Origin of the sequence: Achromobacter spanius (assembly GCF_029637605.1) — a bacterium.
Taxonomy (GTDB): Bacteria; Pseudomonadota; Gammaproteobacteria; order Burkholderiales; family Burkholderiaceae_B; genus Achromobacter; species Achromobacter spanius_E.
Genome location: NZ_CP121261.1, coordinates 5944154 through 5964290, shown reverse-complemented (window position 1 = coordinate 5964290; position 20137 = coordinate 5944154). Strand labels below are relative to the sequence as shown.

Genomic DNA, 20137 nt, shown 5'->3' with positions numbered 1-20137 from the left:
GCCGTGCCGTGCCAGGACAGCGCCCTCAAGGCGCAGCCAGCCGCGACAACGACGGCCAGACCGCACAGGGCATGGACGCCGGCCGGCCGCCCGATGGGCACACGAAACGACCAGCGTCCTGCGTCGGAGCCTTCCAAATCAGACCCGGCGTACGGCCATCGAGCCGTTGGTGCCGCCGAAGCCAAACGAGTTGGAAAGACCGACTTCAATCTTCATCTGCCGCGCTTCGTTCGCGCAGTAGTCGAGATCGCATTCAGGATCTTGATTGAAGATGTTGATGGTGGGGGGCGAAACCTGGTTGTACACGGCCAAGGTCGTGAAAACCGCCTCAATGCCGCCGGCCGCGCCGAGCAAGTGCCCGGTCATGGACTTGGTGGAATTGACCACCAGCTTCTTGGCGTGATCGCCGAAGGCCAGCTTCAGCGCGTCGGTCTCGTTCTTGTCGCCCAGAGGGGTCGACGTGCCATGCGCGTTGACGTACTGGATGTCGTCCACGTTCAGGCCGCCGTTGCGCAGCGCGTTGATGACACCTCGGCGCGGGCCGTCCTTGTCCGGAGCCGTGATGTGGTGCGCGTCCGAGCTCATGCCGTAACCGGCCAGCTCGCCATAGATGCGCGCGCCGCGCTTCTTGGCGTGCTCGTACTCTTCCAGCACCAGGACGCCGGCGCCTTCGCCCAGAACGAAGCCGTCGCGGTCACGATCCCAGGGGCGCGAAGCCGTCTGAGGATCATCGTTGCGGGTCGACAAGGCACGCATGGCGGCAAAACCGCCGATGCCCAGCGGCGACACGGTCGATTCAGCACCGCCCGCCACCATGACGTCAGCATCGCCGTATTCAATCAGGCGGGCAGCGTCGCCGATGCAATGCAGGCCAGTCGTGCAGGCCGAAACCACGGCGTAGCTGGGGCCCTTCATGCCATAGGCAATGGACAAATGACCGGAGATCAGGTTGATCAGCGAACCCGGCACGAAGAACGGCGAAATCCGTCGCGGACCCTTGGCCATGTATTCGACCTGGGTTTCTTCGATACGCGGCAAACCGCCGATGCCGGAGCCCACGATCACGCCAATGCGCTCGGCATTGGCTTCGGTGACTTCCAGACCGCAATCACGCCATGCCTGCATCCCGGCGGCCAGGCCGTAATGGATGAAGGTATCCATCTGGCGGGCTTCTTTGCTCGAGATATAGGTGCTGATGTCGAAGTCTTTGACTTCGCCAGCAATATGCGTGGTGATGGCCGAGGGATCGAAACGGGTGATGCGGCTGATGCCAGAACGTCCGTTGACGATATTGTCCCAAGCGGTGGTCAGGTCGTTTCCAACGGGAGAAACGATACCCAGGCCGGTGATGACGACACGTCGCTTCACGGATGACTCCTCAAACAGACAAAAGAAAGGCGGTTTTCGGGATGCGCTGCACGTGTGGCCCACGCGAAAGCGGGTCGGGCTTTACAACGCCCTTCCCGCACGCGGACCACACGGCAAATTCCTGAAACCGCCCCGTTTCCCGGTTGACCCCGAAAGTCGGGCAACCAGAAGGATATAAGTCGAGCTTACTGCTTACCGTGCGAATTGATGTAGTCAATCGCTTGTTGCACGGTCGTGATCTTTTCGGCCTCTTCGTCGGGGATCTCGGTCTCGAATTCGTCTTCGAGCGCCATGACCAGTTCGACCATGTCGAGCGAATCGGCACCGAGGTCGTCAAGGAAGGAGGATTCGTTCTTGATCTCGGCTTCGTTGACGCCAAGTTGTTCAGCGACGATCTTCTTGACGCGCTGTTCGATGCTTTCCATGCAGATCTCCAATTGGGAAAAATCCCGCGAATTATAGCCAAGCGTAGAGGAAAGCAACGCCTGGCCGTGACAAAAATAACACCGCGCACTTGTTCTGTCGCCCGTTGGGGCACAGGAATACCGGTATGCGGCGTTTCCGGTTGAACTGCGTGCCGCCCACGCCGGCTACCCGGCAAGGCACGGCGGCCGGAGCCGCCTGACGCGCAATTCGTGATTTATTGCATGTACATCCCGCCGTTGACGTGCAGGGTGGTGCCGGTAATGTAACCCGCTTGCGGCCCGGACAAAAAGGCCACCGCATGGGCGATGTCTTCCGGCGAGCCCAAACGGCCCAGCGGAATCTGTTGCAGCAGCGCCGAGGTCTGGCTCTCAGCCAGCGCGCGCGTCATGTCGGTGTCGATGAAGCCGGGCGCGACGCAGTTCACGGTGATGTTGCGGCTACCCAACTCACGGGCCAGCGCACGCGACATACCCGACACGCCCGCCTTCGCGGCGGCGTAGTTCGCCTGGCCCGCGTTGCCGCTGGAGCCGACCACCGAGGTCACATTGATGATGCGGCCCCAACGGGCCTTCATCATGCTGCGCATGACGGCGCGCGACAGGCGGAATACGGAGGTCAGGTTGGTATCCAGCACCGCGGACCAATCGTCGTCTTTCATGCGCATCGCGAGCGTATCGCGCGTGATGCCGGCATTATTGACCAGGATGTGCGGGCCGCCGCCGTCTTTGGCCAGCGCGTCGATCAGCGCGTCGCAGGCTTCGGCATCAGTCACGTTCAGCACCACGCCACGACCACCAAACGGCGCCAGGGCTTCCGTAATGGCAGCCGCTCCGGATTCGGTGGTGGCGGTGCCGACCACGGTAGCGCCGCGCGCTGCGAGTTCCTGGGCGATGGCACGGCCGATGCCGCGCGTGGCGCCGGTCACCAGCGCGATCTTGCCTTGCAGTTCGATCGAGTTGTCCATGTCTTTAATTTCCGTTAACAACGGCCAACGCGGCTTCAAGCGAAGCGGGATCGGTAATGGCCAGGCCAGTAAGTTCGGGATCAATGCGTTTGGTCAAGCCGGCCAGCACTTTGCCAGGACCGCATTCAATAACGTGCGTGACGCCCTGCGCCTTCATGGCGCGCAGGGTTTCGACCCAGCGCACAGGATGCCATGCCTGGCGCACCAGCGCATCCCGGATTGCACCAGCTTCCGTGGGCGAAGCCACGTCGACGTTGTTGATGACCTTGATCTGCGGCGCGGACACAGTCGCGTTCGCCAGCGCGCCAGCCAGCACATCGGCGGCGGGCTTGAGCAGGCTGGAATGGAACGGTGCGGACACGGGCAGCAACAGCGCTCGCTTGGCGCCCGCAGCCTTGGCCAGCTCGCAGGCACGTTCGACAGCGGCCTTGTGGCCGGCGATCACAACCTGCGCGGGCGCATTGAAGTTCACGGCTTCGACGACTTCACCTTGAGCGGCGGCGGCACATGCGGCGCGCACGGCATCGTCGTCCAGCCCCAGGATGGCGGCCATGGCGCCCGTACCCACGGGCACGGCGGCCTGCATGGCATCGGCGCGCACGCGCACCAGACGCACAGCGTCTTCCAGCGTGAGCGAACCTGCCGCGGTCAGGGCCGCGTATTCACCCAAGCTATGACCGGCGACAACGTCGGGCTTGCGGCCACCGGCGGCAGCCCAGGCGGCGTAGAACGCCACGCCCGCGGTCAACATGGCCGGTTGCGTGTTGGTGGTCAGATTGAGTTGTTCCGCAGGACCTTGCGCGATCAGGGCACCCAGGTCCTGGCCCAGGGCCTCGGAAGCGCGCGCCACGGTGTCCGTGACGGCAGCGACGCCCGACCAGGCATCCAGCATGCCGACAGCCTGGGACCCTTGGCCTGGAAAGACAAAAGCAATTTTCATGATTAACCGGTTGGATTGATTCAGTGTCTGTGTGGAATGTCGGGCGCGCACTCGGCGGCGGCGCACGTCGCGCCACCCGCCTGGACACACGCTTACATGCGGGCCAGTACCGAGCCCCAGGTGAATCCGCCACCCACGCCTTGCATCAGGATGAGCTGACCCGGCTTGACGCGGCCATCGCGGCGCGCGGCATCCAGCGCCAACGGCACGCTGGCAGCCGACGTGTTGGCGTGCGTATCAACAGTGATGACGACTTTCTCGACCGGCACGGCCAATTTGCGTGCCAGGAAATTCAGGATGCGTACATTGGCTTGATGAGGGATCAGCCAGTCGACATCCGCGAGTTCAACACCGGCTTCCGAGCACGTGTCGCGCGCCGAACGGTCCAGCACGGTGACGGCCTGCTTGAAGACGGCCTGACCATCCATGCGCAGGAACGGGTCGCCCGTGACGTCGCCATAAGCCACGTTGCCCGCGGCGCTCAGGATCTTCATCTGGCTGCCGTCGGCATGCAACTGCGCGGCCATGATGCCCGGTTCGTCCGATGCTTTCAGCACCACGGCACCCGCGCCGTCGCCGAACAACACGCAAGTGCTGCGGTCGTTCCAGTCCAGGATGCGGGAGAAAACTTCCGCGCCGATCACCAGCGCGCAACGGGCACGGCCCGCGCGAATGAAGCTGTCGGCGGTAGTGAGCGCATAGACGAAGCCGCTGCACACGGCCTGCACGTCGAACGCGGCCGAGCCCTTGGCGCCCAGATTGGCTTGCACCAGGCAGGCGGTGCTGGGGAATACGAAATCGGGGGTGGAGGTCGCGACGATGATCAGGTCCACGTCGGACGCTTCAACGCCCGCGTCGGCCAGCGCACGGCGCGACGCCTCGGTGGCAAGCTGGCTGGTCGTGACGCCACGCTCGGCAAGGTGGCGCTGACGGATGCCCGTGCGCTCAACGATCCACTCATCGGACGTGGCGATATCGCGCGTCGCCAGTTCCGCTGCCAGTTCGTCATTCGAAACCACGCGTTCCGGCAAGAAGCTGCCGGTGCCCGCGATTGCGGAATATTTCATTGCGGTATCCATCAAGCGGTGTCCCCAGCCACGTTCGCGGGAGGCGTTGCGGCGCCCTCTTCCGACTGAACGCGCTTGGTAATCTGAGCGACCGTTTGAGCGGTGCGCTCCAGCAGTTTACTCACTACGGCTTCACGGGCGCGCTGCAATGCAAAACCGTAGGCGTAGACATCCGCGGAACCGTGGCTCTTGATCACCACGCCGCGCAGGCCCAACAACGCGGCGCCGTTATAGCGGCGGTTATCGACGCGGTTGCGCAGACGGTTCAGCACGGGCTTGGCGATAGCCCCGGCCAGCAACGTGAAAATATTGCGTTTGAACTCTTCGTGGATGATGCTGGACAGCATCTTCGCCAGCCCTTCGACAGACTTGAGCACGACGTTGCCGACGAAGCCATCGCAGACCACGACGTCGACCGTACCCTTGAAGATGTCGTTGCCTTCCACGTTGCCGTAGAAATTCAATGGGCTGCCGCGCAGAAGCTCGGCGGCTTCCTTGACGACTTCGTTGCCCTTGATGACTTCTTCGCCGATGTTGAGCAGGCCCACGGTGGGATTCTCACGATGGTCGACCGCCTGCGACAGCGCGGCGCCCATGATGGCGAATTGCAGAAGGTGCTCGGCCGTGCAGTCCACATTCGCGCCCAGGTCCAGCACCGTGGTGGCGCGGCCCGTCTGATTCGGAATGGACGTGGCGATCGCGGGGCGGTCAATGCCGTCCAGCGTCTTGAGCACGTAGCGTGAAATGGCCATCCACGCGCCAGTGTTGCCCGCGGAAACGCAGGCGTCGGCGCGCCCATCCTTGACGGACTGGGCGGCCAGGCGCATGGAGGAGTCTTTTTTGCGGCGCAGGGCGACCTCGACAGGGTCGTCCATGGTGACGACTTCAGAAGCCGCCACGATTTCCATACGATCACGCGCAACGTCGCGGTGCTCAGAGAGCGCCGCTTCGATCGCGTCGGGAAGCCCGACCAGCAATAGCCGGGTATCCGGAAATTGCCGGGCGAACTCGATCGCAGCCGGAATCGTGACGGGCAGACCGAAGTCTCCGCCCATACAGTCTATGGCGATGCGTATCACGGGTGCCAGGTATCAGCGCTCAGCCGAATTGGTCCGAGTACGAGTTCGGCCCGGGGGCCTTATTCGTCGGCCTTGGTCTTCAGGACCTTGCGGCCACGGTAGAAGCCATTGGGGCTGATGTGGTGACGCAGGTGGGTTTCACCGGTGTTCGGCTCGATGGCGGTCGACGGAGCAACCAGAAAATCGTGCGAACGGTGCATACCGCGCTTGGAGGGGGACTTCTTGTTTTGTTGAACGGCCATGATGACTCCTAGAAACGGGGCGCATTGTACGCGATGCGGCCCGATGTTGATCTCAATCTTTGTGCTTCAGTTGTTCCAGCACCGCAAACGGCGACGGACGCTTGACAGCGGGTTCTTCAGGAACTTCGCTGACGTTGGCCTGCGCGCCCGGGCATACTTCATGCTTGGGCACATACGGAACGCTCAGAATGAGCTCATCTTCGATCTGGGCCAGCAGATCAAAGTGATGCGAACCCACCACCTTTTCAGGTTGGTTGGACACAAAACCATTTCCTTCTTCGTCTTCGTCTTCGCTGCCGGCATAACCGTCGGTGACATCACCGTTGGTAAAACCATCATCAAGATCGGATTCAGACTTAACCAGCTGCAAGAGGACTTCGCTATCGATCGGGTATACGAACGGCGCATTGCACCGCTGGCACACCAGCACCGGATTCGCTTGCACATGAACATGCAGAAGCGGCCGGCCAAGCAACAGCCCCGACTTGCCAATTTCACCGCGCACGGACCACGTCACAAGCCCAGCCTCGCCCAGCGGTTGTTCGGGTAACCCTTCAACCGCGCGCGTAAACCGCACAAGAGGTATGGTGCCTTGCGCTTCCTTGCCACTATGGGCAAATGCGAATGCATCGATGCGCTTGATGATCAATCCTTTGCATTCGCGGGACTTTGATTGTTGCCTTTCGCTTTTCAGCACAGTGCTTTTCAGCCCGACGCTTTTCAGCCCCGCGCTTTTCAGCCCCGCGCTTTTCAGCCCCATGCTTTTCAGCCCCATGCCTTTTCGGCTGCAAAAATCCCGCAAAACGTTAGATAATACTGCGACTTACGCTTAACCGTCAAATACCGAATGCCTTCAAAGTCTAGCCTGATCCTCGCGTCCAGCTCGCGTTACCGCAAGGAATTGCTGTTGCGCCTGCGCCTGCCCTTTACCGCCATTTCCCCTGATGTAGACGAAACGCCACACCCCGGGGAAACGCCTGAAGCGCTGGCCTTGCGGCTATCGATCGCCAAGGCCATGGCGGTGGCGGCCAAACACCCGGGCAGCATCGTGATCGGGTCGGATCAAGTGGCCACCATTGATGGCCAGCCCATCGGCAAGCCGGGGAATTTTCCCGGCGCCCAAGCGCAATTACGAGCATTGTCAGGGCAAACCGTGGCATTTCACAGCGCACTGGCGGTCACCGACGGCCAGCGGGTGGAAAAAGCCGACATCGTTACGCTCTGCCGTTTCCGCCAACTGTCGGAATCCGCCATCGACGCCTATCTGCGCGCCGAGGAACCTTACGATACCGCAGGCAGCGCCAAGGCGGAAAGCCTGGGCATCGCCCTGATGGAAAGCATCCAGAGCGATGACCCCACCGCCATTATCGGGCTGCCGCTGATCGCGCTGACACGCATGCTGGCGCAGTTCGGGCTAGACCCGCTGGACGCCCCGGGCGCACCGGCATGAACGGCGCCCTGCACCTGATTCCCGTCGGCCTGGGCGACGCCCCACCTGAACGCTGGTTGCCGACCGACGTGCGCGCACTGGCCGGACGACTGGACACCTACATCGCCGAAAACGCCAAGACCGCGCGCGCCTTTCTCAAGCTGATCGGCACCACTCGCCCGCTGCAGGAAATCACCATACATACCCTGACCGACAAGATCGACGCCGGCCAGATCAATGCCTGGTTGACGCCGGTGAAGCAAGGCGCGGAAATCGGCCTGGTATCCGAGGCCGGCTGCCCGGCAGTCGCCGACCCGGGCGCCAAGGTCGTTGACGCCGCCCATCGCATGGGAATACCGGTCCGGCCTTGGGTCGGCCCCTCGTCCATCTTGCTGGGCCTCATGGCGAGCGGGCTGGACGGGCAGCGCTTCGCCTTCCATGGCTACGCCCCAGTGGATGCCGCCGAGCGCGCCAAGCAACTGAAGGCCTGGGAGCAGCATTCCGCCAAGCACAATCAGACCCAGTTGCTGATCGAAACGCCCTATCGCAACGCCGCCATGTTCGCCACGCTGCTGGCCAGCCTGAAAGGCGACACGAAGCTGTGCGTGGCGCGCTCGGTCACCACCGCGGACGAATGGGTGGTCACGCACACCATCGCCGACTGGAAAAAGCTGCCGGCACCTCAACTGGACAAGCTACCCACGCTGTTCCTCTACCTGGCCCGCTGATCGATGCTACGCCTTATTACCACCCTGCTGGCCACGGCAGTGCTGGCCGGCTGCGCCACGCGCGGCCCGGCCGGGCTGGACCTGGACACCTCAATCACCGCCGTCAGCCAGGCAAGCCGCGTACGCAGCATCGTCCTGCACTACACCAGCGTTGACGACCCCACGTCGCTCAAACTGCTGTCGCGCGGCAAGGTCAGCTCGCACTACCTGATTGCCGACTCCGGCCGCGCCTACCGCCTTGTGGATGAAAATCGTGCTGCATGGCATGCCGGCGCCAGTTCCTGGTACGGCAACATTGCCATGAACAGCACGTCGATCGGCATCGAAATCGTCAACGCGGGCTGGACCGAAGGCCCTGACGGCAAGCCGGTCTGGCATGCCTATGACGACCGCCAGGTGCGCGCGCTGACCATTCTGTTGCGCGATCTTATTCAACGCCACGGCATCGCCCCGGAAAACGTGGTCGGTCACAGTGACATCGCGCCGCAGCGCAAGGTGGACCCCGGACCGCTGTTCCCCTGGAAGGCGCTGGCCACCGCGGGCATCGGACGCTGGTACGACGAAACCGGAGCAGCCGAGCACCTGGCACGCCTGCGGATCGAAGGCGTCCCCGATGTGGCCTGGTTTCAGAAGCAATTGCAGCGCCTGGGCTATGCCTGCCCGCAGGACGGCGTACTTGATCGGGCCACCATCAACACGCTGGCGGCGTTCCAGATGCATTACCGGCCTGCCCTGCACGACGGCCAGCCAGACGCGGAAACCGCCGCCATCATGCTGGCCATGCTGTAGCAGCCGCCCCTAGCCCCTGCGGCGCCACCACGCCACGATTCGCCAGCCCAGCAGCAAGGCCAGCACGGCCGCATACAAGGCGGGCTCGGTGAAATCGTTCTTGCCGGCCTTGTGCCACCAGTAGTGCAGCACCGCCAGCAGGCCGATGGCATAGACGGCTCGGTGCAGTTGTTGCCAGCGTTTGCCAAGCTTGCGCATGGCCCATTGCGTGGACGTCGCAGCCAGCGCCGTCATCAGCACAAAGGCGGCGAACCCCACCGTAATGAAAGGGCGTTCGACTATATCCTGCAACATGGCTTGGGGATCCAGGCCCCGGTCCCACCACACCCAGGCCATGAAATGCATGGCGCCGTAGAAGAAGGCAAACAGGCCGCACATGCGCCGCACGCGCACCAGCGCGGGCTGCCCTGTCAATCGGCGCAAGGGCGTGATCGACAGGGTGACCAGCAGACAGACAAGGGTCCATGTGCCGGACGAGCGGGTCAGGAACTCAACCGGGTTCGCCGTCAGGCCATTGTCCAGACCCAGCCAGATCCAGCGCGCGAACGGCGCCAGACCCAGCAGAAACAAAAGGGGCTTGAAGCGCCCAACGGTCTTGGCGGAAAGCTGCGCCTTGCGCGGCGGCGCGCTTGCTCGCTGGGTAGAGGCCTCGGACATGTTGCTGTCAGTAATTCGCTTTCAGGTCCATGCCCTGGTAGAGCGAGGCCACCTGCTCGCCGTAGCCGTTGAACATCAGGGTCTTACGCTTGGGCGTGAAGAGCCCGTCTTCACCAATGCGGCGCTCAGTGGCCTGGCTCCAGCGGGGATGGGGCACGTTGGGGTTCACATTGGCGTAAAAGCCGTATTCCTGGGGCGCCGCCTTGACCCAGGACGACGTCGGCATTTTTTCCACCAAGCGGATCTTCACCAGGGACTTGGCCGACTTGAAGCCGTACTTCCATGGCACGGCCAGCCGCAAGGGCGCGCCGTTCTGGTTGGGCAAGACCTTGCCATACAGGCCGAACACCAACATGGCCAGCGGGTTCATGGCCTCATCGATGCGCAACGCTTCCACATACGGCCAATCCAGGACTCCGGCGCGCACGCCGGGCATGTTCTCGCGCTGCACCGCCGTCACGAATTCCACGTACTTGGCATTGCCCGTGGGTTCGACCTGCTTGAGCAGTTCCGACACCGAATACCCCACCCACGGGATCACCATGGACCAGCCCTCAACGCAGCGCAGGCGATAGACGCGATCTTCCATCGGCGCCAGCTTGAGCAGTTCTTCGATGGTGAACGTGCGCGGCTTGCCGACTTCGCCCTCGACGCTGACGCTCCAGGGCCGGGTCTGCAATTTGCCAGCCTTGGCGGCAGGATCGCCTTTATCGAGCCCGAATTCGTAGTAGTTGTTGTAGGAGGTGATGTCAGCCAGCGAGGTTTGCTTGTCCATCACGCTAAGAGCGGCGTTTGACTTGCCGACCAAGGCCCCGGCGTCCTGCGCGAAGGCGCTACGAGAGGCCCAGCCGGACAGGCCCACGGCTGCCGCCGTCATTCCGGCGCGCAGCATCAATTCACGGCGCGAACGCCAGACCGCCTCGTCGGTGATTTCGGACGGAAGAATATCGTCGGGCTTGCGTATCAACATCGTGGTCTCCGGTTTGGCACTATCCAGCCATGGCAGCACCCTGCGCAACACATAGACGTCGCGCAGCCCCATGATATTCCGCGGCGGCACGCCAGCGGCTGGGCATGTTCAGATTGACTCGCCGCGAAGCCAGACGTTCCCGACCCGCGGGATGGCCGTGCATCTGACCATTCACCAATCAGGCGCTTGCCGACACGCGGGGCAATAGCCAATCGCGCACAAGCGGCACGCTATCCAGCACAGCTTGGGGTGCGCAACCCTCAAGCTCCTTCATGGTATGGGCGCCATATGTCACCCCCAGACCATGCACGCCCGCGTTGACCGCCATCTGCAGGTCGTGCGAGGTGTCACCCACCATCACCACACGACCAGGCTCCACGTCCAACTCCTGCATCAGCTCATGCAACATGGCGGGATGCGGTTTGCTGAAGGTTTCATCGGCCGTGCGGGTAGCGTCAAACAAGGGCCCCAGACCGGTCGCGGCCAGGGCGCGGGTCAGGCCCACCCGGCTTTTGCCGGTGGCTACGGCCAATCGCACGTTCTGGCCGGCCAGTTCGGTCAGCAGCTCGGGAATGCCGTCAAACAAGCGCAGTTCGGGATCGCGCAGCAGATAGTGCGTGCGATAGCGTTCCAGGAAGCGCGGCATCATGGCCTGCGTCAGTTCCGGCACGGCACGGCGCAACGCGCTTTCCAGGGACAGACCAATCACCCAGCTTGCCTCGGACGTCGAGGGCACCGCCAGTTCCAGGTCGCGACACGCGCCCTGGATGGCGGCCACGATGCTGTGCGTGGAGTCCATCAGGGTGCCATCCCAGTCAAAAACAACCAGCGAATACGACGACATAATCAGACCGACTCCAGTTGTTTCAGTAATTTTTGGCAGGCAGGGGGCAGCTCGGCGGTAAGCGTCATGGGCTCGCCGGTTACCGGATGGGCCAAGGTCAGTTGGTGGGCGTGCAGAAACATCCGGCCAAAACCCATGCGCGAGAATTCGGCGCGGACGTCGTCATGGCCGTATTTATCGTCGCCCACGATGGGAAAGCCGCTGGCTGCCAAGTGCACCCGGATTTGATGGGTGCGGCCCGTGCGCAGTTCCGCGTCGACCAGACTGTAACGGCCAAAACGCTGTTTGAGCGTGATGATGGTGTGCGCGGTCTGGCCGTCGGGGTCCACCTTGACGCGGCGCTCACCAGACTGGGTGGTCCATTTGGACAGGCCCAGCTTGATGTGCTGACGGTCGTTCACCCAGTCGCCTTCGACCAGGGCCAGGTAATGCTTGTCGCCCTTGCCTTCGCGCAGCATGGCGTGCAGGGCCAGCAAGGCGCTGCGCTTCTTGGCCACCATGAGCAGCCCGGACGTTTCCCGGTCCAGCCGATGCACCAGCTCAAGAAACTTGGCGTCCGGCCGCGCCGCGCGCAGTTGTTCGATTACCCCGAAGGACACACCACTGCCGCCGTGCACCGCGACGCCGGCCGGCTTGTCCACAACCAGCAGCGCATCGTCTTCGAACACGACGGGAAACTCGGCGCCCGGCACGGGGCGGGGCTTGCCCGGGTCAGGCAATCGCAAGGGCGGAATGCGGACGATGTCGCCTTCGACGATGCGATAGTCGACCGAGATGCGTCCCTTGTTTACGCGTACCTCGCCGCCACGGATGGCTTTGTAGATATGCGTTTTGGGAACGCCCTTGCACAAGCGCATCAGGAAGTTGTCCAGACGCTGGCCGGCGTGTTCGCCATCGACCTCCACCATACGGACGGCGGGGGCGGCTTTAGAGGGGGATATGGGGGAGGAAGTTTCTTTGCGCATTGCGGAAAGCGACATATAATCGGGACAGCCTTAAGGGGCTGAACTAGCCGCCTGGCGTAGAGATGCAAACAAGTACGCAACTCCGTCGAGCGCGCGGGCCGCCATTGTACTGCCTGCTGATTCAACCCCTGGGTCTCTTGGTCGCCGGCGCAACCGCGCCCTGCCGGATAGTGGTGTGGCATTCACTTTGCCCGCTGTCCCAGCAGGTCCGTTGCATGCCGCAAGCGGCTCTGAAGCACTGCAAGAATCGTCGCATATTTAAAGCACCAGCTGCGTGTAGGCAACCAATCCGACCGCAACTGCCGTTCACAGCAATTTTTCCGTCAAACCACATTCAGTGAAGCTGACCCTCCTGCTGACAGAACCCCGTGCCCCACGGCACGACGTGCCCGCCTGACCCGCGGCGGATACGCCTGGGCGCCGCCCAGGTACGGTCCGCATTTCTTGCCCGCTTCAGCCGCAGCCCGAGTGACCCGAGGTCACGCGCCGATATCGGCGCGTCATGACAACGGAGAAACCCTCTCATGAAGCGCATGCTGTTCAATGCGACGCATCAGGAAGAATTACGCGTCGCTATCGTTGATGGGCAAAAACTCATCGACCTCGACATCGAGACTGCCGGCCGCGAACAACGCAAAGGCAACATCTACAAAGGTGTCATTACCCGGATCGAACCCGGCCTGGAAGCTTGCTTCGTCAACTACGGTGAAGACCGTCACGGCTTTCTGCCCTTCAAGGAAGTGGCTCGCAGCTTCTTCAAGGAAGGCGTCGATGTCCGTAGCGCCCGCATCCAGGATGCGCTGCGCGAAGGCCAGGAACTGATCGTTCAGGTCGAAAAGGAAGAACGCGGCAACAAGGGCGCAGCCCTGACCACGTTCATCTCGCTGGCTGGCCGCTACCTGGTCCTGATGCCCAACAACCCCCGTGGCGGTGGTGTTTCGCGCCGCGTCGAGGGTGAAGACCGCCAGGAACTGCGCGACACCATGGAGCAGCTTGATCTGCCCCAGGGCATGAGCATCATTGCTCGCACCGCCGGCATCGGCCGCAACGTCGAAGAACTCCAGTGGGACTTGTCCTATCTGTTGCAGTTGTGGACCGCCATCGACGGCGCCGCCCGCGACAACTCCGCGCCCATCCTCATCTATCTGGAATCCAGCCTGGTCATCCGGGCCATCCGCGATTATTTCTCGCCCGAAATCGGCGAGATCCTGATCGACACCGACGAGATCGCCGACCAGGCCACCGCCTTCATGAGCGTGGTGATGCCGGACAACGTCCAGCGCGTCAAACGCTACCGTGACGACATCCCGCTGTTCTCGCGCTTCCAGATCGAACACCAGATTGAAACGGCGTATTCGCGCACGGTGCAACTGCCCTCGGGCGGCGCCATCGTGATCGACCACACCGAAGCCCTGGTTTCCGTCGACGTGAACTCCGCCCGCTCCACGCGCGGCGCCGACATCGAGGAAACCGCGCTGCGCACCAACTCCGAAGCGGCCGACGAAGTGGCCCGCCAGTTGCGCTTGCGCGACTTGGGCGGCCTGATCGTCATCGACTTCATCGACATGGAAGACAGCAAGAACCAGCGCGCCGTTGAACAGCGCCTGCGTGACGCCCTCCATTTCGACCGCGCCCGTGTGCAAATGGGCAAGATTTCGCGCTTTGGCCTGATGGAACTGTCGCGTCAGCGCCTGCGCCCGGCCCTGAACGAAGGCTCGCACATCACCTGCCCGCGCTGCAACGGCACCGGCGTGATCCGCGATGCCGAATCCAGCGCCCTGCATGTGTTGCGCCTGCTGCAAGAAGAGGCCATGAAGGAAAATACCGCGGCGGTCCACGCCCAGGTGCCGGTGGATGTCGCCACCTACCTTCTGAACGAAAAGCGCGCCGACATCACCAAGATGGAAGCCCGCCTGAAGGTCAACCTGATGCTGATCCCGAACAAGCATCTGGAAACACCGCATCACCACATCGAGCGCCTGCGCCACGATGATCCGCGCCTGGAAGAGCTGAAGACCAGCTTCGAACTGGTTGAAGCGCCGGCCACGGATGCTCCCTGGCAGCCGCGCGAAAGCGAAATCAAGGCTCGCCCGGAAGCGCTGGTCAAGGGTATTACGCCCTCGCAGCCCGCCCCGGTTTCCACGCCCGCTGCTCCTGTCGCCGCCCCTGCCGCTCCGGCCGCTACCGGTGGCCTGGGTGGCTTGTTCAAGCGCCTGGTCGGCTGGCTGACCGGAGGCTCCGAAGCCGCCAAGCCGGCCCCCGCCACCACGGAAGACAGCACCAAGCGCACCGCTTCCGGCCGTGGCAAGGGCCGCACGGGACATGACGGCCAGGAACGCCGTGGTGAACGCCATGGTTCGGACCGCAACCGCAACAGTCGCCGTGGCGAATCGCGCGGCGAAGGCGCTGAAGGCAGCGAAGGCGGCCGTCACCACGCTCGCGGCAACCGTCGCGGTGAAGGCGAGCGCGGCGAACGTGGCGATCGCGGTAACCGCAACGAGGCCCGTGGCGACCGCGAAGGCCAGGCAGCGCAAGCCGCCCTGGCGTCCAACCGCCCTGACCAGGCTGACCAGGCCAATGGCGACGACTCCGGCGCCGGCCGTAACCGCCGCCGTGGCCGTGGCCGCAACCGCCGCGAAGAAGGTCAGTCCGACGCGCCGATGAGCGAACAGGAAAGCATGGTGGCCGCGCTGGCGCAGTCCGTTGCGACCGCCCTGCCCGACACCAAGCACGCCGCCGACGCCTCGACCGACGCCGCTGACGCCGCCGAGCAAACCGCTGATGGCATCCCCATGGCTGAAGGCGCCGAAGGCGCAGCCGATCCGGAACGCAAGCGCCGCCGCCGCCGCAGCCGTCGTGGCCGCCGCAGCCCGGACGAAGCTGGCCTGGCCGGTAGCGACGAGCAACAGGATGAGGGTTCGGATGACGAATCCGCCGATCAAGCCGACAACGCCGCTGTTCCCGCAGCGTTGACAGCCTCGGTGGAAGCCACCCCGGCTGCTGCTCCGGCCACTGCCTCGGAAACCGCTCCCGCCGCCCCGGTGGCGCCGACGCAAGTTGTCGAAACCAAGGTGACGGAAGCTCAGATCGTCGAGTCCAAGCCGGCTGAAACCGTGAAGGTTGAAGCGCCTGCCGAAGTTCCGGCTCAAGCACCGATTCAGGTCCCGACCCAAGTCCCGGCTCAAGCCCAGGTCGAAGCCCCGGCTGAAACCCAGACCGAAACCTCGGTTGCTGCAGTAACCAGCGCGGCAGAAACGCCGGCCGAAGCCGCCAAGGCCGAACCGGAGCAAACCACCGTCGAACCCGTGGCCCAGCCCGTGCAAGCGGCTCCTCAGGTGACCCAGCCGGTTGCCGTGGAACCCGCCGCGCCGGCCCAGGCCCCCGCCGAGCAGCCGGTGCAAGCCGCCGCAGTCGAACCCGTAGTGACGCCCCCCGTACCGGCAGCCCCCGCACAGACCGATGCCCAGCCCATCGTGATGCCGGCAACGGCTCCGTCGGCCAAGGCTCAAGCGTTGCACGACGTGGTCAACGCCGCTGGTTTGAAGTGGGTGGAAACCGATCCGGACCGCCATGCGCAAACCCAGCTGCGCATCGCCGCGGCGCACACGCCGACCCGTCTGGGCCGTGAGCGCAAGCCGGTTGCAGCGGTATCGAACGAACCTCTGGTTCAAGTCGAAACGCGCCACTGAGCCGCAAAGCACTAAGCGCCAAGAGGCCGCCCGGTTAAAACCGGGCGGCCTTTTTTTGTTGCCTGCCGCAGCCTATCGAAACCTGCACGCAAACGCAGGACGAAAAAAAACCCTCGGTGGCGAGGGTTTTTCACATTCTGCCCAGCGCAGAATCAGAACTGATACGTGTAGGTCAGCTGCACCACATCCAGGCCGGGGTTGGGACGCTTGATGCTGGCGTTGGAGAAGTGCGAGTAACGCAGGCCGATCCGGTTGTTCGGGGTAAGCAAAAAGCCCAAGCCAACGTGGTCACCAAACTGGAAGGCAGTGCTGATGTTCTCGTCGGCAAAGCGCGTGCTGGAAAACAAGGTGGCGCCGATACCGGCTTCAAGGTAGAAGCGCTCGCCCGTCCACCAACGGAACATGGGGATCGCATTCAGTTGCCAGACGTGGCCCGGCGAACGCGAGCCATCCGCCTGCCAGTACGACGCGCCGATCTCGGGCGTGAGATCCAGGCGGCCCCAATTGCCGCCGAAATGGTACGTCCAGACCGACGGGGTCTCGTAGTTCAACGTCAGGCGCTTGTAGTGGTCACCGATGCCGTAATGCAGGCTTACGCCGCCCTGGGTGCCTTCCGAGGATTGGGCGCTGGCCATCGTAGCCGCGCCGGCCAGTGCCACACCGACAAGGCGCGTGAGCAGTTTCTTTTTGGTCGACAGCATGAAGGTAACTCCGTAGATATCTAGGACTAGCAGGCAACATAGCAAAATACGGGCCGGATGGCTTGCGCCTTGTCGCAATATGGCAACATAAACAGGGTGGAAAACACTGTTCCGAAAACCGCAGTCACAATCGATACGAGATCCAGTAGGCGGCGTCACAAACCCCACGGGCGGCTGAACGAAAATGCCGTCGCGAGCGCTAAGCTGACGACGGCATTTGTCATTGAATTTGGGCCCGGCCGGCCCCTAAATTCGCGCGGCGGATCAGGCCGTCACGACATCCGCCGGCTGATTGGTCAGCAAGGCCAGCAAGCGCGCGATTTCCTCGCGCAGTTGGCGGCGATCAACCACCATATCAATTGCGCCCTTTTGCAGCAGGAACTCCGAACGCTGGAAGCCTTCGGGCAGCTTCTCGCGCACCGTCTGCTCGATCACGCGCGGGCCGGCAAAACCGATCAGCGCCTTGGGCTCGGCAATGACCACGTCGCCCATGAAGGCGAAGCTGGCCGATACACCGCCCATGGTGGGGTCGGTCAGCACGCTGATGAACGGCAGGCCGGCCGCCGACAGGCGGGTCAACATGGCGTTCGTCTTGGCCATCTGCATCAGTGACAGCAGGCTTTCCTGCATGCGCGCGCCACCCGAAGCGGCCACGCAGATGAACGGCGTTTTGTTGTCCAGGGCTGCCTGGGCGCCACGCGCAAAGCGTTCGCCCACAACCGAACCCATGGACCCGCCCATGAACTCGAATTCGAAGCAGGCCAGCGTGGCGGGCACGCCGCGAATCGAACCGCTCATGACCACCAGCGCATCGGACTCACCCGTTTGCTTGACGGCCTCTTGCAGGCGCTCGGGATACTTGCGGGTGTCCTTGAACTTCAGCGTATCCACGGACCGCGTGTTCTGGCCAATTTCAACCCGGCCTTCCATGTCCAGCAGCGAGTCGATGCGGGCGCGGGCGCCAATACGCATGTGGTGATCGCACTTGGGGCACACGTGCAGGTTGGCGGCCAGGTCTTCGCTGTACAGCACCGATTCGCACGACGGGCATTTCACCCACAGGCCTTCCGGGACGCGGCGGGCGCCGCTGTCGCTGTTTTTATTGATGCGAGGAGGCAGGAGTTTTTCGATCCAGCTCATTGATTTTTCATCCCGTTAGAGGTCGCGCACGGCCGCTCAGGCCGACGCGCCGTCTCGTTTTACTTGATCCAGCGCGTGCCGGATGGTGCGCAGCCAGCCGCTGGCGGCGGTGACTGCGGCGTTGGTTTGCTGGGCAGCCGGAGCGTCCGCCACCGCCTGCTCCATCGTTTCAATCAGTTTGCTGCCGATGACCACCGCGTCGGCCACGCGCGCCACGCGCTGGGCGCTTTCGGCGTCGCGGATGCCGAAGCCCACGCCCACCGGAATGCTGCCCATGTGGCGGCGGATGACGGCCACGCGCTCGGCGACGTCGTCGGTATTGAGCGAGCCCGCGCCCGTGACGCCCTTGAGCGACACGTAATACACATAGCCGCGCGCCACCTGCGCCACGGCCTTGATGCGCGCCTCGGTCGAGGTGGGGGCCAAGAGAAAAATTGGGGCAATGCCGTGCGCGCCCAGCGTCGACGCGAATTCGATGACTTCTTCCGGCGGATAGTCCACGACCAGCACACCGTCCACGCCTGCGCGTTCGGCGTTGGCGGCGAATTCAGACTGGCCCATGCGTTCGATGGGGTTGGCGTAGCCCATCAGCACCACCGGCGTTTCGGTATCGCGTTGACGGAATTCGGCCACCAGTTCCAACACGCGGGCCAGGCCCACGCCTTGGGCAATGGCGCGGTCGGCCGCGCGCTGGATCACGGGGCCATCAGCCATGGGGTCGGAGAACGGCACCCCGAGTTCGATGATGTCGGCGCCGGCCTCGACCAGCGCGTGCATCACGGCCACGGTGGCGGCGGGCGAAGGATCGCCAGCCGCGATGTAGGGAATCAGCGCCGCGGCACGGCCGGATTCGGCGGTGCGGGCGAAGGCCGCAGCGATACGATCAATGCGAGTTGTCATGTTGTTAGAGCTCGATACCGGCACGTTCGGCGACGGTATGCATGTCTTTGTCGCCGCGGCCCGACAAATTGACCAGGATGACGGCGTCACGCGGCAGCGTGGTGGCCATCTTCACGGCTTGTGCGATGGCGTGCGACGACTCCAGCGCCGGCATGATGCCTTCGATGCGGCAGCAGTCGTGGAAGGCCTTCAGGGCTTCATCGTCGGTGATCCCCGCGTATTCAGCGCGGCCGGAATCCTTCAGCCAGGCGTGTTCAGGGCCGACGCCTGGGTAGTCCAGGCCTGCCGAGACGGAATGCGTTTCTTGAACCTGGCCGTCGGCGTTCTGCATGACATAGGTACGGTTGCCGTGCAGCACACCCACCTGGCCAGCCGCCAGCGACGCGGCGTGCTTGCCGCTATCCATGCCCTCGCCCGCGGCTTCGACGCCGATCAGGCGTACGTTCTCGTAGGGAATATAGGGGTGGAAGATGCCCATGGCGTTGGAACCGCCGCCCACCGCCGCCACGACGTAGTCGGGCTGGCGGCCGAGGGCTTCAGGCATTTGCGTCAGGCATTCGTTGCCGATGACGGTTTGGAAATCACGCACCATGCGGGGGTAGGGGTCAGGGCCCGCCACCGTGCCGATGATGTAGAACGTGTTCTCGATGTTGGTGACCCAGTCGCGCATGGCTTCGTTCAGCGCGTCTTTCAGGGTGCGCGAACCGGACGTGACGGGTACGACCGTGGCGCCCAGCAGCTTCATGCGGTAGACGTTGGACGCTTGGCGCCGGATGTCTTCGCTACCCATGTAGACCACGCATTCCATGCCGTAGCGGGCTGCCACCGTGGCCGTGGCCACGCCGTGCTGGCCGGCGCCGGTTTCGGCGATGACGCGGGGCTTGCCCATGCGCTTGGCCAGCAGCGCCTGGCCGATGCAGTTGTTGACCTTGTGCGCGCCGGTGTGGTTCAGGTCTTCGCGCTTGAACCAGATCTGCGCGCCGCCCAGCATTTCCGACCAGCGGCGGGCGTAGTAGACCGGGCTGGGCCGGCCGACAAAGTGCTTGAGTTCGTAGTTGAACTCTTCCAGGAAGGCGGGATCGACACGGTAATGGTCATAGGCTGCCCGCAGCTCGTCGAGCGCGTGCATCAGCGTTTCCGCCACGAAAACACCGCCATAGGGACCGAAATGGCCCTTGGCATCCGGAAAGTCGTAAGGTTTCACCAAGCATCTCCCCCGGTATCACGGCAAGCCAGTGC

General features: G+C 63.5%; 20 protein-coding genes. 4 read left to right on the top strand and 16 right to left on the bottom strand.

Annotated features, from left to right (window positions below; genetic code table 11):
- Window positions 1-138: 138 nt before the first annotated feature.
- The 8 genes from fabF to P8T11_RS26670 form a co-directional block, all read right to left on the bottom strand.
- The gene (fabF, locus tag P8T11_RS26705; protein WP_100857325.1) at window positions 139-1368 is read right to left on the bottom strand and encodes a beta-ketoacyl-ACP synthase II; all 1230 of its coding nucleotides are present in this window, start codon (window positions 1366-1368) and stop codon (window positions 139-141) included.
- A gap of 185 nt (window positions 1369-1553) precedes the next feature.
- The gene (gene acpP, locus P8T11_RS26700) at window positions 1554-1793 is read right to left on the bottom strand and encodes an acyl carrier protein (RefSeq protein ID WP_003813816.1); all 240 of its coding nucleotides are present in this window, start codon (window positions 1791-1793) and stop codon (window positions 1554-1556) included.
- A 215-nt stretch (window positions 1794-2008) separates the two neighbouring features.
- Window positions 2009-2758, bottom strand: coding sequence for a 3-oxoacyl-ACP reductase FabG (gene fabG, locus P8T11_RS26695; RefSeq protein ID WP_268079258.1), 750 nt, complete (start codon window positions 2756-2758; stop codon window positions 2009-2011).
- 4 nt (window positions 2759-2762) lie between these two features.
- Entirely contained in the window at window positions 2763-3698 is a 936-nt protein-coding gene (gene fabD, locus P8T11_RS26690) for an ACP S-malonyltransferase (RefSeq protein WP_268079259.1), read from the bottom strand.
- Window positions 3699-3790: 92 nt separating this feature from the next.
- The gene (locus tag P8T11_RS26685) at window positions 3791-4777 is read right to left on the bottom strand and encodes a beta-ketoacyl-ACP synthase III (protein WP_268079260.1); all 987 of its coding nucleotides are present in this window, start codon (window positions 4775-4777) and stop codon (window positions 3791-3793) included.
- Complete coding sequence (gene plsX, locus P8T11_RS26680; RefSeq protein WP_050447630.1) at window positions 4777-5844, bottom strand: phosphate acyltransferase PlsX; 1068 nt, start codon at window positions 5842-5844, stop codon at window positions 4777-4779. The genes P8T11_RS26685 and plsX overlap by 1 nt, the downstream gene beginning before the upstream one ends.
- A gap of 59 nt (window positions 5845-5903) precedes the next feature.
- Window positions 5904-6086 carry a 50S ribosomal protein L32 gene (gene rpmF, locus P8T11_RS26675; protein WP_006218037.1) on the bottom strand — a complete coding sequence of 61 codons (183 nt, stop codon included), beginning with the start codon at window positions 6084-6086 and terminating at the stop codon, window positions 5904-5906.
- Between the two features lie 52 nt (window positions 6087-6138).
- A complete protein-coding gene (locus P8T11_RS26670; RefSeq protein ID WP_268082497.1) occupies window positions 6139-6735 on the bottom strand; it encodes a YceD family protein in 597 nt (198 codons plus the stop codon).
- A 198-nt stretch (window positions 6736-6933) separates the two neighbouring features.
- On the opposite strand from P8T11_RS26670, the gene P8T11_RS26665 reads away from it, so the two are divergent.
- From P8T11_RS26665 to P8T11_RS26655, 3 genes are read left to right on the top strand one after another with little or no spacing between them, the layout of a single operon-like run.
- The gene (locus P8T11_RS26665; RefSeq protein ID WP_268079261.1) at window positions 6934-7536 is read left to right on the top strand and encodes a Maf family nucleotide pyrophosphatase; all 603 of its coding nucleotides are present in this window, start codon (window positions 6934-6936) and stop codon (window positions 7534-7536) included.
- Entirely contained in the window at window positions 7533-8243 is a 711-nt protein-coding gene (locus tag P8T11_RS26660) for an SAM-dependent methyltransferase (protein ID WP_268079262.1), read from the top strand. The genes P8T11_RS26665 and P8T11_RS26660 overlap by 4 nt, the downstream gene beginning before the upstream one ends.
- A 3-nt stretch (window positions 8244-8246) precedes the next feature.
- Entirely contained in the window at window positions 8247-9032 is a 786-nt protein-coding gene (locus tag P8T11_RS26655; protein ID WP_268079263.1) for an N-acetylmuramoyl-L-alanine amidase, read from the top strand.
- A gap of 9 nt (window positions 9033-9041) precedes the next feature.
- Here P8T11_RS26655 and msrQ read toward each other — a convergent pair whose 3' ends face one another.
- The 4 genes from msrQ to P8T11_RS26635 all read right to left on the bottom strand — a co-directional run bounded on the left by msrQ (window position 9042) and on the right by P8T11_RS26635 (window position 12468).
- Window positions 9042-9689: a protein-methionine-sulfoxide reductase heme-binding subunit MsrQ gene (gene msrQ / locus P8T11_RS26650; protein ID WP_268079264.1), complete on the bottom strand. Its 648-nt coding sequence runs from the start codon at window positions 9687-9689 to the stop codon at window positions 9042-9044.
- Between the two features lie 7 nt (window positions 9690-9696).
- Window positions 9697-10659 carry a protein-methionine-sulfoxide reductase catalytic subunit MsrP gene (msrP, locus tag P8T11_RS26645; RefSeq protein WP_268082498.1) on the bottom strand — a complete coding sequence of 321 codons (963 nt, stop codon included), beginning with the start codon at window positions 10657-10659 and terminating at the stop codon, window positions 9697-9699.
- A 178-nt stretch (window positions 10660-10837) separates the two neighbouring features.
- Window positions 10838-11503 carry an HAD family hydrolase gene (locus tag P8T11_RS26640; RefSeq protein ID WP_268079266.1) on the bottom strand — a complete coding sequence of 222 codons (666 nt, stop codon included), beginning with the start codon at window positions 11501-11503 and terminating at the stop codon, window positions 10838-10840.
- Window positions 11504-11505: 2 nt separating this feature from the next.
- A complete protein-coding gene (locus tag P8T11_RS26635) occupies window positions 11506-12468 on the bottom strand; it encodes an RluA family pseudouridine synthase (protein WP_268079267.1) in 963 nt (320 codons plus the stop codon).
- 524 nt (window positions 12469-12992) lie between these two features.
- On the opposite strand from P8T11_RS26635, the gene P8T11_RS26630 reads away from it, so the two are divergent.
- On the top strand, window positions 12993-16157 hold the full coding sequence (locus P8T11_RS26630; protein ID WP_268079268.1) for an Rne/Rng family ribonuclease: 3165 nt from the start codon (window positions 12993-12995) through the stop codon (window positions 16155-16157).
- A 152-nt stretch (window positions 16158-16309) separates the two neighbouring features.
- Here the strand turns inward: P8T11_RS26630 and P8T11_RS26625 are convergent, their stop codons facing one another.
- From P8T11_RS26625 to trpB, 4 genes are all read right to left on the bottom strand, one after another.
- A complete protein-coding gene (locus tag P8T11_RS26625; protein WP_268079269.1) occupies window positions 16310-16858 on the bottom strand; it encodes an acyloxyacyl hydrolase in 549 nt (182 codons plus the stop codon).
- 264 nt (window positions 16859-17122) lie between these two features.
- Window positions 17123-17998, bottom strand: coding sequence for an acetyl-CoA carboxylase, carboxyltransferase subunit beta (gene accD, locus P8T11_RS26620; RefSeq protein ID WP_268079270.1), 876 nt, complete (start codon window positions 17996-17998; stop codon window positions 17123-17125).
- Window positions 17999-18034: 36 nt separating this feature from the next.
- Entirely contained in the window at window positions 18035-18898 is an 864-nt protein-coding gene (trpA, locus tag P8T11_RS26615; RefSeq protein ID WP_268079271.1) for a tryptophan synthase subunit alpha, read from the bottom strand.
- 4 nt (window positions 18899-18902) lie between these two features.
- Entirely contained in the window at window positions 18903-20102 is a 1200-nt protein-coding gene (trpB, locus tag P8T11_RS26610; RefSeq protein ID WP_268079272.1) for a tryptophan synthase subunit beta, read from the bottom strand.
- Window positions 20103-20137 lie beyond the last annotated feature (35 nt).